The organism is Pseudomonas sp. D5(2026) (genome assembly GCF_057766845.1).
The window spans coordinates 3,771,555-3,786,510 of record NZ_CM173421.1; the positions used below are offsets into that span (position 1 = coordinate 3,771,555).

The following is a 14,956-nucleotide window of genomic DNA, read 5'->3' on the forward strand; positions in this document are numbered from 1 at the left end:
GCACCGTCCACGTCACAGTTGCGTGGGACTGGCGGCCTCCTCGCCCACGGCCGCACGTCTGCGCGCACTGATCCTTGGGCATCCTGCTAGCATGGCACTTGTAGCGCCGAGGGGTTGCATACGAGCGACCAGGCGCATTCTGAAACCGACGCACGTGTTTGCGCCCCGGCATCATCTGCCGCGGCTTGCCGATCAGGTGGGTCTTGAAACCATCGTTGCATGCACCAGGCCCTCGAAACCGGACCTGGCCCACTGCCGGGCCAGCCAGACGGCAGCCCCGGCAATGGGCTGCCATCCGGCATGGCCAGGGGGCAAAGCGCGACTGAATTCAGTCGGTAGACTGCACCGCCTCGGTGTCGGCGGCGGGGGCCGGAGCCTGGGCCTGGGCCTTTGACTTCGCACGATTGCGTCGGTCCTGGCTGCGTTGCCGCGCAGCTTGCTGCTTGGCATGCAGCGCCTGAGCGGCGGTCACGGTACCTGCAGCCTGACCGTTGAGGTCAAGGCGCGGTGCATTCTCCACCATGCTCGCCCAGTATCGAGCGCCACGGCACCAGGTCGAAATGCCCAGTTTGAGCTGTTCGCGGGTCAGCCCAAGCAGCTCCAGGTGTTGCTCGGCATCCTTGAAAATGCCCTCCTTGAGCGGCACCTTGGGGGCCGGGTTGACCGGGAAAGCCAAGGGAAAATGCTTCTGCAGTGGCCAGATCGCTGCCACCGCCGGGTCCATCTCGCGCGGCTTCGCCTGCGGGGGCGACTTGCGCTTGGGCGGTTTCGCGCTATCGGCCTTTACCTGCCCTTTTTCCGCCCGCAGGCGGTCTCGTAGCTCAGCTAGTTGTTCAAAACCCATTGTTCATTCACTGCTTCGAAGTTGATTGCGTGGTGCAAGGATACCCCATGCAGCCAGCACATTGCTTGCAGGCCAACTTTCCCGGCTAGCCGAGGCACAACGCACATGCCTGTACGACGGCCTTCAGCTGAACACCCAAAGCACGCGTGTGGGCTTGTCGGTCAGGTTGGCGTAACGAAAACGGGCGTGAGGTTGCAGCTGAAAACTGTCATTGGCGTGCAGCGTGACCGGCTCAGCATCGCCCAACCACACGGTCAGTTCGCCTTCGAACACGAAGCAGCCCTGCTCCGAGCTGTCGTCCAGGTACTCCTCGCCACTGCTGGCCCCCGGCTGCAAATGGCTATCGAGCATGGAGAACGCGCCCGTTATCGAGGGCGATGCCAGCACATCGGTGATGCCACCCGCCAGGTGCAGCGTGCGACGCTCGTGCGGGCGGGTGACCCAGTCGAGCTCGCGGGGTTTGTCCAGCTTGTAGAAGTAGGCTGTCGAAACACCGAGCTCTTCGCTGATGGCTGTGAGGTCGGCCACGGTCGGGCGTGATACGCCGCGTTCGACCTGGGACAGAAAACCCACCGAACGGCCGATGCGCTGTGCAAGCTCGCCCAGTGTCAGGCCCTTGAACCTGCGCAGGTCGCGAATCAGTACTGCCAGGCCTTCGATTTCTTCGTGCACTTTCATGGTTGAATCGCGACTTTCAGACGGGAAATGGATGCCCGGAAAAGTACAGGATTCATTTCACAAAGCAAAATGCTTTGCGGGAGGTGCCGGAGGCGAGATGTACGATTGAGGCACCGATCGAGCACCGCGCGGGCGGCGCTCGATCTCACAGGTGCTGAGAACAGCTAACCAAGCGTTCTGCCCTTACCGAACAGCCTCATAGGTCAGGTCCAGGCACTTGCGGGCTTTCTCCACCAGCTCGTCGATCTCTTCGACACTGATCACCAGCGGTGGCGCGATGATCATGGTGTCGCCCACCGCGCGCATGATCAGGCCGTTGTCGAAGCAGTGCTGGCGACAGATCATGCCGACACCTTTGCCTTCATGACGGGCCCGGGTGGCCTTGTCTTTCACCAACTCGATCGCCCCGAGCATACCCAGGCCGCGCACTTCGCCTACCAGCGGGTGGTCGGCCAGTTCGCGCAGGCGTTGCTGCAGATAAGGCGCGGTTTTATCGTGCACCTGCTGGATGATCTGCTCGTCGCGCAGGATCCGCAGGTTCTCCAGGCCCACCGCTGCCGCCACCGGGTGGCCGGAATAGGTAAAACCGTGGTTGAAGTCGCCGCCTTCGCTGATGACCTTGGCCACCTCGTCACGCACGATCACCCCACCCATGGGGATGTAGCCGGAGGTCAGGCCCTTGGCGATGGTCATCAGGTCAGGCTTGAGGTCGTAGTAATCGGTGCCGAACCACTCACCGGTACGGCCGAACCCGCAGATCACTTCGTCGGCGACGAAGAGGATGTCGTACCTGGCCAGGATTTCCTTGATCTTCGGCCAGTACGTCTGCGGCGGAATGATCACGCCACCGGCGCCCTGGATCGGCTCGGCAATGAAGGCGGCAACGTTGTCCACGCCAACTTCGAGAATCTTCTTCTCCAGTTGCTCGGCCGCCCACACGCCGAAGTCAGCCTCGGCCATATCGCCGCCTTCGCCAAACCAGTATGGCTGCGGGATGTGCACGACATCCGGGATCACCCCGCCCTGCTGGTGCATGCCACTCATGCCGCCCAAGGCCGCGCCCGCCACGGTAGAGCCGTGGTAGCCGTTGATACGGCCAATGATAACCTTCTTGTTGTTCTGGCCCTTCAGTGCCCAGTAATGGCGGACCATGCGCAGCACGGTGTCGTTGCCTTCGGAGCCGGAGCCGGTGAAGAACACGTGGTTCATGCCTTGCGGGGCCACCTCGGCGATGGCCTTGGCCAGCTCCAGCGCGGGCGGGTGCGCGGTCTGGAAGAACAGGTTGTAGTAAGGCAACTGCTTCATCTGCTGGCTGGCGACCTCGGCCAGCTCATCGCGGCCATACCCGACTGCCACGCACCACAGGCCGGCCATGCCATCGAGAATCTTGTTGCCCTCGCTGTCCCACAGGTACACGCCCTTGGCCGAGGTGATGATGCGCGGGCCTTTCTCGGCCAGTTGCCTGACATCACTGAACGGGGCCAGGTGATGGTCGCGGCTCATGGTTTGCCAGGCAAGGGTCTGCGAATTCTGTTCACTCATTGACTTCACTCCATCAAGTTTCGCAGCCATGCTGCGAGGGTACTTTTTACAGGTGGGAAAGGTCGCTGTTCAGGCAGACAGCAACAGCCTCTGACGCAGGACCGAGCGATGCCGGCAGGCCTTGCCAAAGGACTGGAAGATGGCCAGGTAATGTGGGTTATCCATGACCTGGAACTCGGGGTGCCATTGCACGGCCAGGGCAAAACCCTTGCTGTTTTCGACCGAAACCGCTTCCACCAGGCCATCGGGCGCCAGCGCTTCCACCCTCAGCCCGGGGGCCAATACGTCGATGCCTTGGCCGTGGATGGAATTGACGTCGAATATCGCCGGCAAGCCCATGCGGTCGAGCATGCCGCCAGGCTCTACATGAAGCGTGTGGCGCGGCCCATATTGCTTGTCGAGGGGCTCATCCTTGCCTTCGCGGTGGTCCATGAACATGCCGGTCTCGTGGACCTTCTGGTGCAGGGTGCCACCCAGCGCCACGTTCATTTCCTGGAAGCCACGGCAAATGCCGAGTATCGGTACGCCGGCGGCGATGGCCGCGCGCATCAGCGGCAACGTGGTGGCATCGCGCAGAGGGTCGTGATGGGTGCCCGCAGCACTGGCCGGGCCGTTGTAGTGGTGCGGCTCGATGTTGGACGGCGAACCGGTGAAGATCAGCCCATCCACCACATCGAGAATATCGGCGCTGTCCATCAGCTCACCGAGGCTGGGAATGACGATGGGCAGCCCACACGCTGCCTTGGCTGCCGCGCGCGCGTACTTTTCGCTGATGGTCTGGGTTGCATGCAGCCCAATCATGCTGGTGCATGCGGTAATGCCAATCACGGGCACACGTGGCATATCTTCCTCCGGCAAATCCATATTGCGCGTTGTATTGAAACGGTAGAAAGGGAGCGTGCAGCGTCGCTGCACCTACAGGAACCAGCGGTATTCGCGGGCATCGATGTGGTGCATGAAGTCCAGCTGCTCCTGGTATTTGTTTTCGCAATAGACCATCACGAACTCGCTGCCCAGGCCTTCGTTGAGCACTGGGTGGTGACGCATGGCGGCCAAGGCGCTGAGGGCATCCTTGGGGAAGTCGATGCCGCTCTGGCGGTTGTCGTTCAGCGGGGCGATGGGCTCCACGCCGCGGTCCAGGCCATGCTCCATCCCGGTCAAAATGGCCGCCAGTACCAGATACGGGTTGGCGTCGGCGCCAGCTAGACGGTGCTCGATGCGCAGGTTGCGCGGGTCGGACTCGGGGATGCGGATGCACGCGTCACGGTCTTCGAACCCCCAGCTGGCCTTGCTCGCCGCGTTGACCATGGCGCCATAACGTCGGTAGGCATTGTGGTTGGGGGCAAAGATCGGCATGCAGTGCGGCAGCAGTTCCAGGCAGCCTGCCACCGCATGGCGCAGCTTGCGCTGTTCGCTTCCCGCCAGGATGTTATTGCCGGCGGCGTCGTACAGGCTGACGTGCACATGCATGCCGCTGCCTGGCGCGTCCAGGTACGGCTTGCTCATGAAGCTGGCACGGTAGCCGTGCTTCATCGCGATACCGCGGGTACTGCGGCAGAACAGTGCCGACCAGTCCGCCGCACTTAGGGCATCGTCGCTGTGCGAGAAGTTGATCTCGAACTGGCCTGGGCCCAGCTCTGCGGTAATGACGTTCGCCGGCACGCCCTGCTCGTTGGCGCCGTCGACCATCTCGTGCAGGACCGACGAGAAGCGCGACAGCCGCTCGATGTGCATGTTCGGCTGATCGTCTTCATCCCCGGTTGCCGTGTCGCGTGGATACTGTGGCAGGCCGTTATCAAGCTTGCGGTCGAACAGGTAGAACTCCAGTTCGAATGCCACCACCGGGCGGATGCCACGTTTGGCCAGACGCTGAAGCACACGCGCCAGCACTTCACGGGGCTCGAACTCGATCGGCTTTGCGGTGCCGTCGGACGTGATCAGCATCTGGGCGATCACTTCCTTTTCCCAGCGCACCGGCTTCAGCGTACCCGGCACCAGGCGCCGGGCGGCATCCGGGTCGCCATCGGCGAAGCAATAGTCCCCAATCGGGTAAAGGCCGCCCTGGGTACCCAGCAGCACGCAGTTCTGCGGCAGCTTCAGTGGCGCACCGGCTGCGACTTTTTCCAGCATGTCCATGGGGTAGCGCTTGCCGTAGAAGTGCCCGGGAATGTCCAGGGCAATCAGGTCGACATAGCGAATTGCCGGGTGTTCTGCTCGGAACGAGCGCACTTCAGCCAGCAGATCCGGAAAGATGACACTCATCTTCTTATCCTTGTGAGGTGAACGAATTCAATTGAAGACCCAGAGCACACGGGTGGCTTTGTCCGTCAGGTTGGCGTAACGGAACGGCGCATGGGGTTGCAGCTGGAAGCAGTCGTTGGCCTGCAGGGTCACGGCATCGCCCTGGTCCAGCCACACCGTGAGTTCGCCCTCGAGCACGAAACAGCCCTGCTCGGAACGGTCGCTCAAGTACGCTTCCCCACTGGTGGCGCCCGGCTCGAGATGGCTGTCGAGCATGGCGAAGGCGCCTGTGATGGTCGGCGAAGCCAGCACGTCGGTGATGCCCGATTCCAGGTACAGCGTGCGCCGCTCGTTAGGGCGCGTGACCCAGCCAATGCTGCGGGGCTTGCTCAGGTTGTAGAAGTACGCGGTTGATACGCCGAGCGCTTCGCTGATAGCGGTGAGGTCTGCCACGGTCGGGCGCGAAACGCCGCGCTCGACCTGGGAGAGAAAACCCACCGAACGGTTGATGCGCCCGGCCAGTTCACCCAAGGTCAGGTTCTTGAATTTGCGCAGGTCGTGAATAAGGATCGCGAGGGCTTCAACCTCTTCGTGCATCTTCATCGTTTCGGACTGCCGTGAAATTTTTAGACTTATTTTTCATGAAAATTTACATGAAAATTTTCACGCGTCAAGCCAAACGATGGAAATGTGCAGCCGCCAGCAGAGGGCTTGCTGCGCAGCGTGCCGGATTGGCTGCGGTGGCGCGGGTTTCTTTACAGGCGCTCGGCGAGTAGCCTCGTGGCTTAATCCTCCAGCCCGACCACGTCCATCGCCATGCCAAACGGTTTCCCTGATTTGCCCTCGCTCAATGCGCTACGTGTGTTCGAAGTGGTTGCCCGCCACCTGAATTTCCGCCTGGCCGCCGAAGAGCTGGGGGTGACCCAGGCGGCAGTGGCACAACAGATACGCGGGCTGGAAGCGAGCCTGGACCTTCGTTTGTTCGAGCGCCTGCCCCGGGGCCTGGCACTGACCGATGCGGGCCTGGGCTACAGCGGCAGCATTCGCAGTGCCTTGGCGATGATCGATGAGGCAACCCGCCTGCTGCGGCCACAGGCGTCTCACCTGACGGTCAGCGTGACACCGACCTTTGCCTCCAAATGGCTCATTCCCCGGCTGGGCCGCTTTGCGCAAAGCCATCCGGACATCGATTTACGTGTACTGGCCACCGATCGGCTGTCCCACTTCAATACTGACGGCGTGGATATCGCAGTCCGCTATGGCAAGCCCGACTTCGGTGCGGGTTTGAACAGCGAACTGTTGATGGACGAGCGTATCGTCGCCGTGGCCAGCCCAACGCTATTCGAAGCCGGCAAAGCCCCCGCCAGCTTCGAGCAGCTTCAAGCGTTCACCCTGCTTCACGATGCCCATGATTTCTGGCCTCGGTACCTCGCACAACTGTTCCCGCAGCACGGGCAAGCGACTGCCAAAAACCTGCGGTTCAATCAGACCTCATTGGCCATCGATGCGGCCATCAGTGGTCAGGGTATTGCTTTGGCAAGCGTGGCGTTCGTCAGTGATGACATCGTCGCGGGCAGGTTGACCCAGGTCTTCGCTCAGCAGCTCAGGCTCGATAAGGCGTTCTATCTTGTGTGGCCACGAAAGATGCAGCAGCCGGAGTCGCTAGGCATTGTCCGGCGCTGGTTCAAGCAACAAACAGGCAATAGTTAATCTACTGCATCAGTAAAGTTTAACTGTCTCCCTAGCCGCCACTTCTACTGCTAATTTTAGTGCTTCCAGGCAATCATCGATTCGCATTACGGAGGCAGCATGTCAGTAGAAAAAGTTGCGATCATCACAGCAGGTGGCAGTGGCATGGGCGCGGCAGCGGCACAGCGCCTGGCCGCTGACGGGTTCAAGGTTGGCATCCTTTCCTCCTCGGGCAAGGGCGAAGCACTGGCTGCCGAACTTGGCGGTATAGGTGTAACCGGTAGCAACCAGTCGGCTGAGGACCTGAAACGCCTGGTAGATGCCGTGGTAGAAAAGTGGGGGCGCATCGACGTGCTGGTCAATAGCGCCGGCCATGGTCCGCGCGCGCCAATCCTGGAAATCAGCGACGAAGACTGGCACAAGGGCATGGACACCTATCTGCTCAACGTCATCCGCCCGACGCGCCTGGTAACGCCCTACATGCAGCGCCAGAAAGGGGGCGTGATCATCAACATTTCCACCGCCTGGGCGTTCGAGCCGATTGAGCTGTTCCCGACGTCTGCAGTGTTCCGCTCGGGCCTGGCCGCATTCACCAAAATCTTCGCCGACCAATTCGCGGGGGACAACGTGAGGATCAACAACGTCCTCCCCGGCTGGATCGACAGCCTGCCAGCCACCGAACAGCGCCGCGACAGCGTGCCGCTCAAACGCTATGGCACCCGCGAAGAAATTGCCGCCACCATCGCGTTTCTCGCTAGCGAAGGCGCTGCCTACATCACCGGGCAGAACATCAAGGTCGATGGCGGCGTGACACATAGCGTTTGATTGTCTGTCGGCCCGCAGACCAGTCGACTGAGCAGGCCAAGGCGTTTACGCTGGCGCTTTCCCACCTGCACGGAAGCGCCAATGACAGAGACATACCAAGGAAGCTGCTTGTGCGCAGCAGTCTCTTACCTGCTACTCACCCCACCCAAGGCAGTGAGCCACTGCCACTGCAGCCGGTGCCGCAAAAGTCACGGCGCCGCATTCGCTTCGTACGGCAGCATTCCGCGCGGTATGCTGCGAATACTGCGCGGCGCTGCCAGCATCAAGGCCTTCTCTTCATCACCGACGGTTACGCGCGAGTTCTGCACGGAGTGCGGCTCGACCTTGTTCTGGTCACGCGCCCAGGGTGAGTTTGCCGACTGGATTTCGATAGCGCTGGGAACGCTTGATACGCCGTTCCTGCCCAGGAAGCAGAAACATGTTCACGTCGACGCCGCTGCCCCTTGGTACTCTCCCTGCAACCCTGACTGATCACCCAGCGCAGGACCAATAGAGCAATCACGGCTAGGCACCTCAGTGCCTGAACAACGGATGCTAGCGCTTACCGCACCTTCCAGAGATTCCGTTCGTTGACTGACTCACAGCACAACCCGAGCTACATGAAACGGTTCGAAACCGTGCTTGCCTACATCGACAGCCACCTCGAAGGTGACCTGTCGGTGAATGCCTTGAGCCGCATCGCCAACTTCTCGACGTTTCACTTCCATCGGCAGTTCACGGCCTACATGGGCGTTCCGGTTTCACGGTATGTGCAACTGATGAGACTTCGACGCGCAGCACATCAACTGGTCGCCTCGCCCGCGACGCCCATACTGGAGGCCGCATTCGGCGCCGGGTTCGAAAGCCCCGAAGCCTTTGCCAGAGCGTTCAGGCGCGCCTTCGGCATGGCGCCGAGCGCGTTCGCCAAGGCGCCGAACTGGCAGGCCTGGAGTGCGGTATTCAATGTTCCTCACCGTTCCAGGAGTATCACCATGCAGATCCGTATCGTGCATTTCGCCCAAACCCGCGTGGCCGCGCTCGAACACCAGGGGCCGCCCGGTCTGGTCAGCGAAAGCGTCGCGCGTTTTCGCCAATGGCGCATGCAAAGCGGCCAGTCGCCTGTGACCAGCAGCCGTACTTTCGGTATCCCCTACGACAACCCCGACACCACCCCGGCCCACGCCTTTCGCTTTGCCGTGTGCGGCGAGATAGACGAGGCGGTGCAGCCCAACGATTTCGGCGTGCATGAACGGGTTATACCGGCAGGGCGTTGTGCCGTGATTCGACATACCGGCTCGCCTGACTACATTGGCGAAACCATCTACCCGCTTTATCGTGACTGGCTGCCATCGAGCAACGAAGAACTGCGTGATCATCCGTTGTTCTTTCATTACCTGAGCGTCTATCCGGAAACACCACTGGAGCAATGGCAAACGGACATCTACGTGCCGCTGAAGTAGACGGCTGGGCCATGGGTAGCGGGCGTAGCCAACTTGGCCGGCCCAGGCGCATGGCCGGGCAACCGGGCCGGGGATCAGATACGTACCCTGGATGCCTCGCCATGCGTCTGGAGGCGTGTTTGCTTGCGATAAAAGGCGTGGATAGCCCACACCACCCCTACGAACAACAAGGCTGTACCAAGCGCTTCCATAGGAGACGGCCAGCGTTGGTTGATGAGCAGGCCCATCGTAGTTGCATAAATGGTCCCGCTGGCGATCAATTGCCCGCTCAGCGCCAGCGGAAGACGCCGCGTTGCGATTGACCATGCCCAGGCACCTGCAAGGGTGGCCCCCAACCCCTGAATCAGCCCACAGACGATCAGCGCCTGAGTACCTGCCAAACCGCTCGGATGGCTAGCGAAATGAGACAGTTTCAAGTGCAGCCCAACCGGGATGAACGCCAGCATTTCGACGCTGCACATGAAGATCAACATGGCTGACCACAACATGGGAGACATGCTTGGGCGCCGAGCCAACGCACTTTCATTCAACAGGCCAAAACCGGTCCAGAATGCGATTGCCAGCAACGATGCAAACAGCCCAAGCAGTAACGACGCGGTCGGGAGCACTACCGCCGCACGGCTAGCATCAAACACGCTCAGATTGACCAGGCTGATGCCCAGGGCCGCCACCAGCAGTGGCCCGGCAATGGCGCGCCAAGGCACGCTGGCGCTGCGCATGTTGCCGGCAATCGCGAGCACGATCGGTACTGACCCCATCATCACCGGGGGGATCACCGGCCCGGCTGCCAAAACCGCAGTGGTGATCAGGAAGAAGTAGCCAATGTATCCCAAGAAGCCCAGCAGTGCGGCACAGGCCCAGTCATTCAGTCGCAATTGCCGCACTTCGCTGCGGTAAGCGAACAGCACCAGCAGGCTACCTAACCCGGCAAAGGCATAGCTCACCACCGCCAGGTCAAAAAGGCTGTAGTCGCCGACCAGCCCCGGAAAGATATAGAGCAGCGACCAGGAAAAAGTGGCGGCAATGGCCGCTAACAAGCCCAGGGTCATACGCTGTGCCCCTGCCGTTGGATCCAGCAATGAGCTATTTGCCGGGCAGTGTCGAAAACCCGCATGTCCTGGCCCATCGCACCGCTGACAAAACTGCCCTCCAGCAAGATAAACAACCCTTGGGCAACTGCGTCAGGGTCGTTTATACCGGCGCTCATGGCCAAGGCAGCAAGGTTTTCGCGTATCCCTTGCTTATGCCGGCTCACTGCCAAATGCACGGGGTGGCTGAACTGGGGGAATTCAGCCGCACTGTTAACGAACAGGCACCCCCGCTCGCTATCTTTCAAAAGAAAGCGTTCATACAAATCGAAAAAAGCGAGCATGCCACTGACCGGCTCAGGATGCCCAGCCAGGGTGCGCGCTACCTCTTCACGCCAGCGTCGGTCACGCTCCTCAAGGCACGCCACTATCAGCGCATCCTTGGAGGGGAAATGGCTGTAGAGCGTCATTTTGGTAACGCCCGCCATCGCGGCAATGGCCGTTACCCCCGTCACGTATAAACCTTGCGAGAGAAACAGCTTCATCGCGGCATCAATCAAGCGCTCACGGGTATTGTCCAATTCAAGGCACTCCGGCAAAGGCACGGAGTTGACTATACTGACCGGTAAGATTCAGGCGCATCCAGATACGACCTGAAGCATGGTCGCTACGACACCGAGCGCAGCAGCAAAACGCAGGCCTGGTCAATCAGAAACTTGCTACGCCAGCTAAGCGCCCCTGCACTTCGGATGCGAATCTGGGCTGTGCACCTGATCGTGCCGTCTACCTTCTTGCGAAACACCGCTTGGCCCAACGGGTCATGACCATGCCGGTGGAAACTGTGTTTACCGAGATCAATCCCACCCCGTGCTGACTCGCTGGTGGTGATGATCTCCAAAACAAAACACCCTGCGAAAGCTTAGCCCTCGCAGGGTGTGGGGGTGACCCTTTCAATTAGCCCGGCCTACGCTGAGCTTACGTGCACGCTAAAGCCGGTACTGCATGGATGCGGGCAAATCATCGATCATTTTTTGAAGAAGACCCGACAGCATTGCTGAGGCCTTTAGAATTATGATCGCCTGGCGTCGTTCGAGAGATGGCCGTGGACTTGGCCAAACCGCGAGTGTCCTTGGAGTGAGCGACACCCGAGGTGGTGGTGCCATGACCGTTGTCGCTGTTGCGCGAGCCTCCATAATGATTGCCGCTTACTCCATGATCGCGTGCCGCCTTTCCAGCGTGATCACTTCCAAGGCCCTTCCCGCTTCCACTATGCCCTCCCATGCCACCGCCATGTCCGGCGCCGTTTCCACCACCATGTCCGCCGCCACCGCCATGACCACCGCCACCGCCGCCCTTGGCATAAGCGGAACTGATAGGGGAGATATCGGCGGGCAAGAATGCCGTCATTCCGAGTGCCAATGCACAAGCAAAGACAGCAACCAAAGGTTTTCTCATTTTTGTTCGGCTCCGGAGACGCGAGTGGATAGCTAAAGTGCAGGTTGGACCTGACACAGACACCAAAGTTCTCGCATTCCGACAGGCTGCCTGGGAAACGCCGATCACGTTTTCCCGAGCGCGTAGTAAGCAAAATCTCGACCGCGCCAGTCCATTTTTCGGCCGCTAGCGCAGCGTTCAATAACTATCGGCGCCCAATCAAAAGGTTCGACAGCGCAAACAACGTGGTCAGTTGTGCAGTGTTCTTGGCCAAGCCACGAAAGCGAGTCTTCACATAACCGAACTGGCGCTTGAGCGGACGACTATGTCAGCACAGGTAGTCTGCCCCGTCCTGACGTGTTCGGAGAATCCTCAGCCAACCAAGCAGGGCCGAGCCCGCCAGTGCTAACAGCCCTTGAGGTTCCGCCTTGCTATTGGCGTACCACACCGTCAGGATGGATGCTTCATCAGGCTTAAGGAGAGAGCCGTGTTTCCCATGAGCGTGTGGTTCGCCTATACCGCCGCCTGCGTGCTGTTGGTGCTGGCACCGGGCCCTGACAACTTGTTGGCCATTGGTCGCGGTCTCAGCCAGGGTAAAGTCGCAGCGGCTGTATCCGGCATGGCGTCAGGCGCAGGCATTCTGTTTCACGTTGCAGCCGCTTCGTTAGGCTTGACCCTACTGATGCAAACCTCGGTGCTCGCATTTTGGGTGATCAAGCTCATTGGTGCCGGCTATCTGCTCTGGCTAGGGATCAAGGTTCTGCGCGCTCGTAGCCTGATAAGCTTTCAGCCGGCGTCCAGGCAATCTCTGTCCAGCATTTTTCTGACCGGTCTGCTGTCGGCTGCGCTCAACCCCAAGCCAGGTTTGTTCGTGCTGGCGTTCATTCCCCAATTCGTCGACCCCGCACGCGGGTCGGTCAGTGTGCAGATGATGGTTTACGGCCTGTGGTTCGCTGCACTCACTGCATTGGGGTTTGCCTTGATGGGCATTTTCGCCACGGGGCTGTCTCGCTACCTGTATCGGCGGCCACGGCTGGTGAATGGGCTGAACGTGGGCGCAGGCCTCACCTTCGTCGCGTCTGGCGTTTCGATTGCGGCGTTGAGCCAGAGATAGCAAGCAGGAAAAGGCGGCGGAGCTGCATATGAGCCCCGCACTTCATCACGATGCAGAAGCCTCGTCGGCCAGCTTCGCATGGGTGTTCAGTTCCTCAGAGATGAAGGCCGAAATCATCGCCCGATAGACCTGCTCCACCACCTCAGCCGAGGCACCGGTTTCGTCAGCCATCTCACGAACCTTCTTGATCACTTGCTCGACCCGGGCAGGCGCACGCACATCATCGGTGGTTTTCTTGAAGCCTGCTGCTTGCGTTACGAGCCTTCCACGTTTGGCGAGAAGCGAAACGAGGCTGCGGTCGATTTCATCAATCCGTTGACGGACTTCGTCCAGAGAGGTGCAAGGTACATCCATTTGCTTGACTTCCTTTTCATGAGCCTGCGCTGGATTGAAGCAGGCTGTCGTGGGTGATCGGGTCGTGCAGTGTAGCTGCTATGCCAGGTCTGCTTAACGCGCCTCAGAGGGTGTAACGCCGCAGGGATATTCCAATCCATTTCGAATAACCAACTCACGCCTGCGTGGCGCAGATCGCGAAAATGCAGATCCTCCACACGAACCATCTTTCGCACAGGCTCAAGCAGCCTGCTGGCGGGCGAAGGTTTGGGGCTCTTGGTAGACCAGGACATCCTTTTTCTTGAGGTGGATCTGGACGGGATAGATAAACGTCCAATCGGCCTTTTTCCTTGCTCTGATCGTTGCCATGATTCCCGGTGGTACGAGCATGATTGGCGGAGGCCATTCCGGCTATTTGTCCGGTCTGGGCTATTTCAGGGAGACTCCCGGTGCATCATCCCGGGAGCGTCGATGTTGACCTTGCCCCCTTGGCATAGGCGGTCAGCACTTCTTCACGGGCCGCCATTCGCTTCAGATAACCGGCCACATTGGGCAATGTCTGGATATCCACCTGCAATTGAGCGTGGATGCGCAGCCAGGGATAGATGGCCATGTCGGCAATCGAGTACATCCGAGCAATGAAATCGCGTCCGGCCAAAGCCTTTTCCACTGTGCTGAACAAATGGACGGTTTGTTCCTGATAGCGCGATCTTGCGTACTCGTTGCCTTCGGCCTCTTGATGAATGAAGTGATAGTTCTGCCCGGCCATCGGCCCCAGGCTGCTGATTTGCCAGGCCAGCCAGTGGAGCACCGCATAGCGCTCAGGCCCTACGCACGGTAGGAATCGCAAGTGCTTTTCCGCCAGATATTGAAGGATAGCTCCGGACTCGGGCAGGATCAGCGCCTGATCGTGATCGACCAACAACGGGATCTTTCGGTGGATTGTCAGGCGGGCGAAGTCCGGCTGGTGTTGTTCACCCTGCGCCAGGTTTATCCGACGGATCCGGTAAGGCACGCCAAGCGCCTCTAGCATGATCAGGATCTTGTGACCATTGGCCGTCGGCGCGAAATAAAGTGTGTACATGGATACGGCTCGCAAAAACCAATCAGTGGCGGGAGGGGCAATCGGCGCGGTTGAGCCCGGCCCGTTCCGCCAGGGCTCAGGCAATCGGATAACGCTTGAACAGATCGGTCTGTTCCAGGCGGGCCGCATGGGCATTGATGGCCGGGAAATCGCTGGCCTTGACTACATCGGGCAGCATCAACTGCATGAACGACCAGGCCACCGCACAAGTGACCTCAACCTGGTCTGGGCGCACCCCGTGCGACGCTTGTGCCGCCAATTGTTTGTCCAACTCCGCGCACGCCGCCAGCAACTGCCGGGTGACGCGTTCGACCCAGGGCTGATGAAGCTTTTCCGCCGGTCGAAGATTGTGTTCATAGACGATCTGGACGGTCTTCTCGCATGCCGCCAGCGCCAGCCCCAATGTACTCAAAGCTCTGGCCAGCGCCTGCGGTTGACTTGGCAATAGCTTGCTCCCGGGTGAGCTGAGGGTCTCGAAATAATCGATGATCAGCGTCGAGTCCATCAGTACGGAGCCGTCATCGAGCAGCAGAGTCGGCGCTTTGACCACCGGATTGATCCTCGAAAACTCTTCGAATGTGCTGAACACCGACAGTGGGGCATGTTCGAACTCGATGCCTAGAAGGTCCAGGGATATAGCTACCCGGCGAACGTAAGGTGAATCCAGCATCCCAATGAGTTTCATCGATAGTTTCCTTGATTGAT

17 protein-coding genes and 2 pseudogenes are annotated in these 14,956 nt (G+C 60.0%); 5 read left to right on the plus strand and 14 right to left on the minus strand.

Annotated elements, in window-relative coordinates; all coding sequences use genetic code 11:
* Nucleotides 1-328 precede the first annotated feature (328 nt).
* From AC3B5Q_RS17460 to AC3B5Q_RS17485, 6 genes are all read right to left on the minus strand, one after another.
* Complete coding sequence (locus AC3B5Q_RS17460) at nucleotides 329-844, minus strand: ProQ/FinO family protein (RefSeq protein WP_021785380.1); 516 nt, start codon at nucleotides 842-844, stop codon at nucleotides 329-331.
* A 123-nt stretch (nucleotides 845-967) separates the two neighbouring features.
* Nucleotides 968-1,522 (minus strand): helix-turn-helix domain-containing protein, encoded by a 555-nt coding sequence (locus AC3B5Q_RS17465; protein WP_488392690.1) that lies wholly within the window; start codon nucleotides 1,520-1,522, stop codon nucleotides 968-970.
* Between the two features lie 183 nt (nucleotides 1,523-1,705).
* On the minus strand, nucleotides 1,706-3,064 hold the full coding sequence (locus AC3B5Q_RS17470; protein ID WP_274118797.1) for an aspartate aminotransferase family protein: 1,359 nt from the start codon (nucleotides 3,062-3,064) through the stop codon (nucleotides 1,706-1,708).
* Nucleotides 3,065-3,133: 69 nt separating this feature from the next.
* On the minus strand, nucleotides 3,134-3,907 hold the full coding sequence (locus tag AC3B5Q_RS17475; protein WP_021785382.1) for a gamma-glutamyl-gamma-aminobutyrate hydrolase family protein: 774 nt from the start codon (nucleotides 3,905-3,907) through the stop codon (nucleotides 3,134-3,136).
* Between the two features lie 72 nt (nucleotides 3,908-3,979).
* Nucleotides 3,980-5,326, minus strand: coding sequence for a glutamine synthetase family protein (locus tag AC3B5Q_RS17480; RefSeq protein WP_028697579.1), 1,347 nt, complete (start codon nucleotides 5,324-5,326; stop codon nucleotides 3,980-3,982).
* 27 nt (nucleotides 5,327-5,353) lie between these two features.
* Entirely contained in the window at nucleotides 5,354-5,908 is a 555-nt protein-coding gene (locus AC3B5Q_RS17485) for a helix-turn-helix domain-containing protein (protein WP_021785384.1), read from the minus strand.
* 213 nt (nucleotides 5,909-6,121) lie between these two features.
* Here AC3B5Q_RS17485 and AC3B5Q_RS17490 point away from each other — a divergent pair, with 213 nt between their 5' ends.
* The 4 genes from AC3B5Q_RS17490 (at nucleotide 6,122) to AC3B5Q_RS17505 (ending at nucleotide 9,258) form a co-directional block, all read left to right on the plus strand.
* Complete coding sequence (locus AC3B5Q_RS17490; protein ID WP_135192764.1) at nucleotides 6,122-7,015, plus strand: LysR substrate-binding domain-containing protein; 894 nt, start codon at nucleotides 6,122-6,124, stop codon at nucleotides 7,013-7,015.
* Between the two features lie 99 nt (nucleotides 7,016-7,114).
* The gene (locus AC3B5Q_RS17495; protein ID WP_275966944.1) at nucleotides 7,115-7,819 is read left to right on the plus strand and encodes an SDR family oxidoreductase; all 705 of its coding nucleotides are present in this window, start codon (nucleotides 7,115-7,117) and stop codon (nucleotides 7,817-7,819) included.
* Nucleotides 7,820-7,900: 81 nt separating this feature from the next.
* Complete coding sequence (locus tag AC3B5Q_RS17500) at nucleotides 7,901-8,290, plus strand: GFA family protein (RefSeq protein ID WP_080671174.1); 390 nt, start codon at nucleotides 7,901-7,903, stop codon at nucleotides 8,288-8,290.
* 128 nt (nucleotides 8,291-8,418) lie between these two features.
* Complete coding sequence (locus tag AC3B5Q_RS17505) at nucleotides 8,419-9,258, plus strand: AraC family transcriptional regulator (RefSeq protein ID WP_033738427.1); 840 nt, start codon at nucleotides 8,419-8,421, stop codon at nucleotides 9,256-9,258.
* Nucleotides 9,259-9,332: 74 nt separating this feature from the next.
* Here AC3B5Q_RS17505 and AC3B5Q_RS17510 read toward each other — a convergent pair whose 3' ends face one another.
* The 4 genes and pseudogenes from AC3B5Q_RS17510 to AC3B5Q_RS17525 all read right to left on the minus strand — a co-directional run.
* A complete protein-coding gene (locus AC3B5Q_RS17510) occupies nucleotides 9,333-10,307 on the minus strand; it encodes a DMT family transporter (protein ID WP_021785388.1) in 975 nt (324 codons plus the stop codon).
* Nucleotides 10,304-10,867 carry a TetR/AcrR family transcriptional regulator gene (locus AC3B5Q_RS17515; protein ID WP_021785389.1) on the minus strand — a complete coding sequence of 188 codons (564 nt, stop codon included), beginning with the start codon at nucleotides 10,865-10,867 and terminating at the stop codon, nucleotides 10,304-10,306. The genes AC3B5Q_RS17510 and AC3B5Q_RS17515 overlap by 4 nt, the downstream gene beginning before the upstream one ends.
* Nucleotides 10,868-11,303: 436 nt before the next feature.
* A complete protein-coding gene (locus AC3B5Q_RS17520) occupies nucleotides 11,304-11,741 on the minus strand; it encodes a hypothetical protein (RefSeq protein WP_488392691.1) in 438 nt (145 codons plus the stop codon).
* Nucleotides 11,742-11,925: 184 nt separating this feature from the next.
* Nucleotides 11,926-12,042 (minus strand): annotated as a pseudogene (locus AC3B5Q_RS17525) (IS5/IS1182 family transposase); the annotation flags it as partial.
* A gap of 174 nt (nucleotides 12,043-12,216) precedes the next feature.
* Here AC3B5Q_RS17525 and AC3B5Q_RS17530 point away from each other — a divergent pair.
* Nucleotides 12,217-12,834 carry a LysE family translocator gene (locus AC3B5Q_RS17530; protein WP_103469267.1) on the plus strand — a complete coding sequence of 206 codons (618 nt, stop codon included), beginning with the start codon at nucleotides 12,217-12,219 and terminating at the stop codon, nucleotides 12,832-12,834.
* A gap of 45 nt (nucleotides 12,835-12,879) precedes the next feature.
* On the opposite strand, the gene AC3B5Q_RS17535 is transcribed toward AC3B5Q_RS17530, so the two are convergent.
* The 4 genes and pseudogenes from AC3B5Q_RS17535 to AC3B5Q_RS17550 form a co-directional block, all read right to left on the minus strand.
* On the minus strand, nucleotides 12,880-13,188 hold the full coding sequence (locus AC3B5Q_RS17535; RefSeq protein WP_103462723.1) for a chorismate mutase: 309 nt from the start codon (nucleotides 13,186-13,188) through the stop codon (nucleotides 12,880-12,882).
* A 222-nt stretch (nucleotides 13,189-13,410) separates the two neighbouring features.
* Nucleotides 13,411-13,536: pseudogene (locus AC3B5Q_RS17540) on the minus strand (site-specific integrase); the annotation flags it as partial.
* 85 nt (nucleotides 13,537-13,621) lie between these two features.
* Nucleotides 13,622-14,251, minus strand: coding sequence for a glutathione S-transferase family protein (locus AC3B5Q_RS17545; protein ID WP_103469269.1), 630 nt, complete (start codon nucleotides 14,249-14,251; stop codon nucleotides 13,622-13,624).
* Nucleotides 14,252-14,327: 76 nt separating this feature from the next.
* The gene (locus AC3B5Q_RS17550; RefSeq protein WP_021785393.1) at nucleotides 14,328-14,936 is read right to left on the minus strand and encodes a glutathione S-transferase; all 609 of its coding nucleotides are present in this window, start codon (nucleotides 14,934-14,936) and stop codon (nucleotides 14,328-14,330) included.
* Between the last annotated feature and the right edge of the window lie 20 nt (nucleotides 14,937-14,956).

Bases quoted from the DNA above. Each gene is read 5' to 3' on its own strand.
- AC3B5Q_RS17550 (WP_021785393.1), bottom strand. From the start codon at position 14,936: ATGAAACTCATTGGGATGCTGGATTCACCTTACGTTCGCCGGGTAGCT.
- AC3B5Q_RS17475 (WP_021785382.1), bottom strand. From the start codon at position 3,907: ATGCCACGTGTGCCCGTGATTGGCATTACCGCATGCACCAGCATGATT.
- AC3B5Q_RS17510 (WP_021785388.1), bottom strand. From the start codon at position 10,307: ATGACCCTGGGCTTGTTAGCGGCCATTGCCGCCACTTTTTCCTGGTCG.
- AC3B5Q_RS17530 (WP_103469267.1), top strand. From the start codon at position 12,217: ATGAGCGTGTGGTTCGCCTATACCGCCGCCTGCGTGCTGTTGGTGCTG.
- AC3B5Q_RS17485 (WP_021785384.1), bottom strand. From the start codon at position 5,908: ATGAAGATGCACGAAGAGGTTGAAGCCCTCGCGATCCTTATTCACGAC.
- AC3B5Q_RS17480 (WP_028697579.1), bottom strand. From the start codon at position 5,326: ATGAGTGTCATCTTTCCGGATCTGCTGGCTGAAGTGCGCTCGTTCCGA.
- AC3B5Q_RS17495 (WP_275966944.1), top strand. From the start codon at position 7,115: ATGTCAGTAGAAAAAGTTGCGATCATCACAGCAGGTGGCAGTGGCATG.
- AC3B5Q_RS17500 (WP_080671174.1), top strand. From the start codon at position 7,901: ATGACAGAGACATACCAAGGAAGCTGCTTGTGCGCAGCAGTCTCTTAC.
- AC3B5Q_RS17490 (WP_135192764.1), top strand. From the start codon at position 6,122: ATGCCAAACGGTTTCCCTGATTTGCCCTCGCTCAATGCGCTACGTGTG.
- AC3B5Q_RS17535 (WP_103462723.1), bottom strand. From the start codon at position 13,188: ATGGATGTACCTTGCACCTCTCTGGACGAAGTCCGTCAACGGATTGAT.
- AC3B5Q_RS17470 (WP_274118797.1), bottom strand. From the start codon at position 3,064: ATGAGTGAACAGAATTCGCAGACCCTTGCCTGGCAAACCATGAGCCGC.
- AC3B5Q_RS17545 (WP_103469269.1), bottom strand. From the start codon at position 14,251: ATGTACACACTTTATTTCGCGCCGACGGCCAATGGTCACAAGATCCTG.
- AC3B5Q_RS17465 (WP_488392690.1), bottom strand. From the start codon at position 1,522: ATGAAAGTGCACGAAGAAATCGAAGGCCTGGCAGTACTGATTCGCGAC.
- AC3B5Q_RS17460 (WP_021785380.1), bottom strand. From the start codon at position 844: ATGGGTTTTGAACAACTAGCTGAGCTACGAGACCGCCTGCGGGCGGAA.
- AC3B5Q_RS17520 (WP_488392691.1), bottom strand. From the start codon at position 11,741: ATGAGAAAACCTTTGGTTGCTGTCTTTGCTTGTGCATTGGCACTCGGA.
- AC3B5Q_RS17505 (WP_033738427.1), top strand. From the start codon at position 8,419: ATGAAACGGTTCGAAACCGTGCTTGCCTACATCGACAGCCACCTCGAA.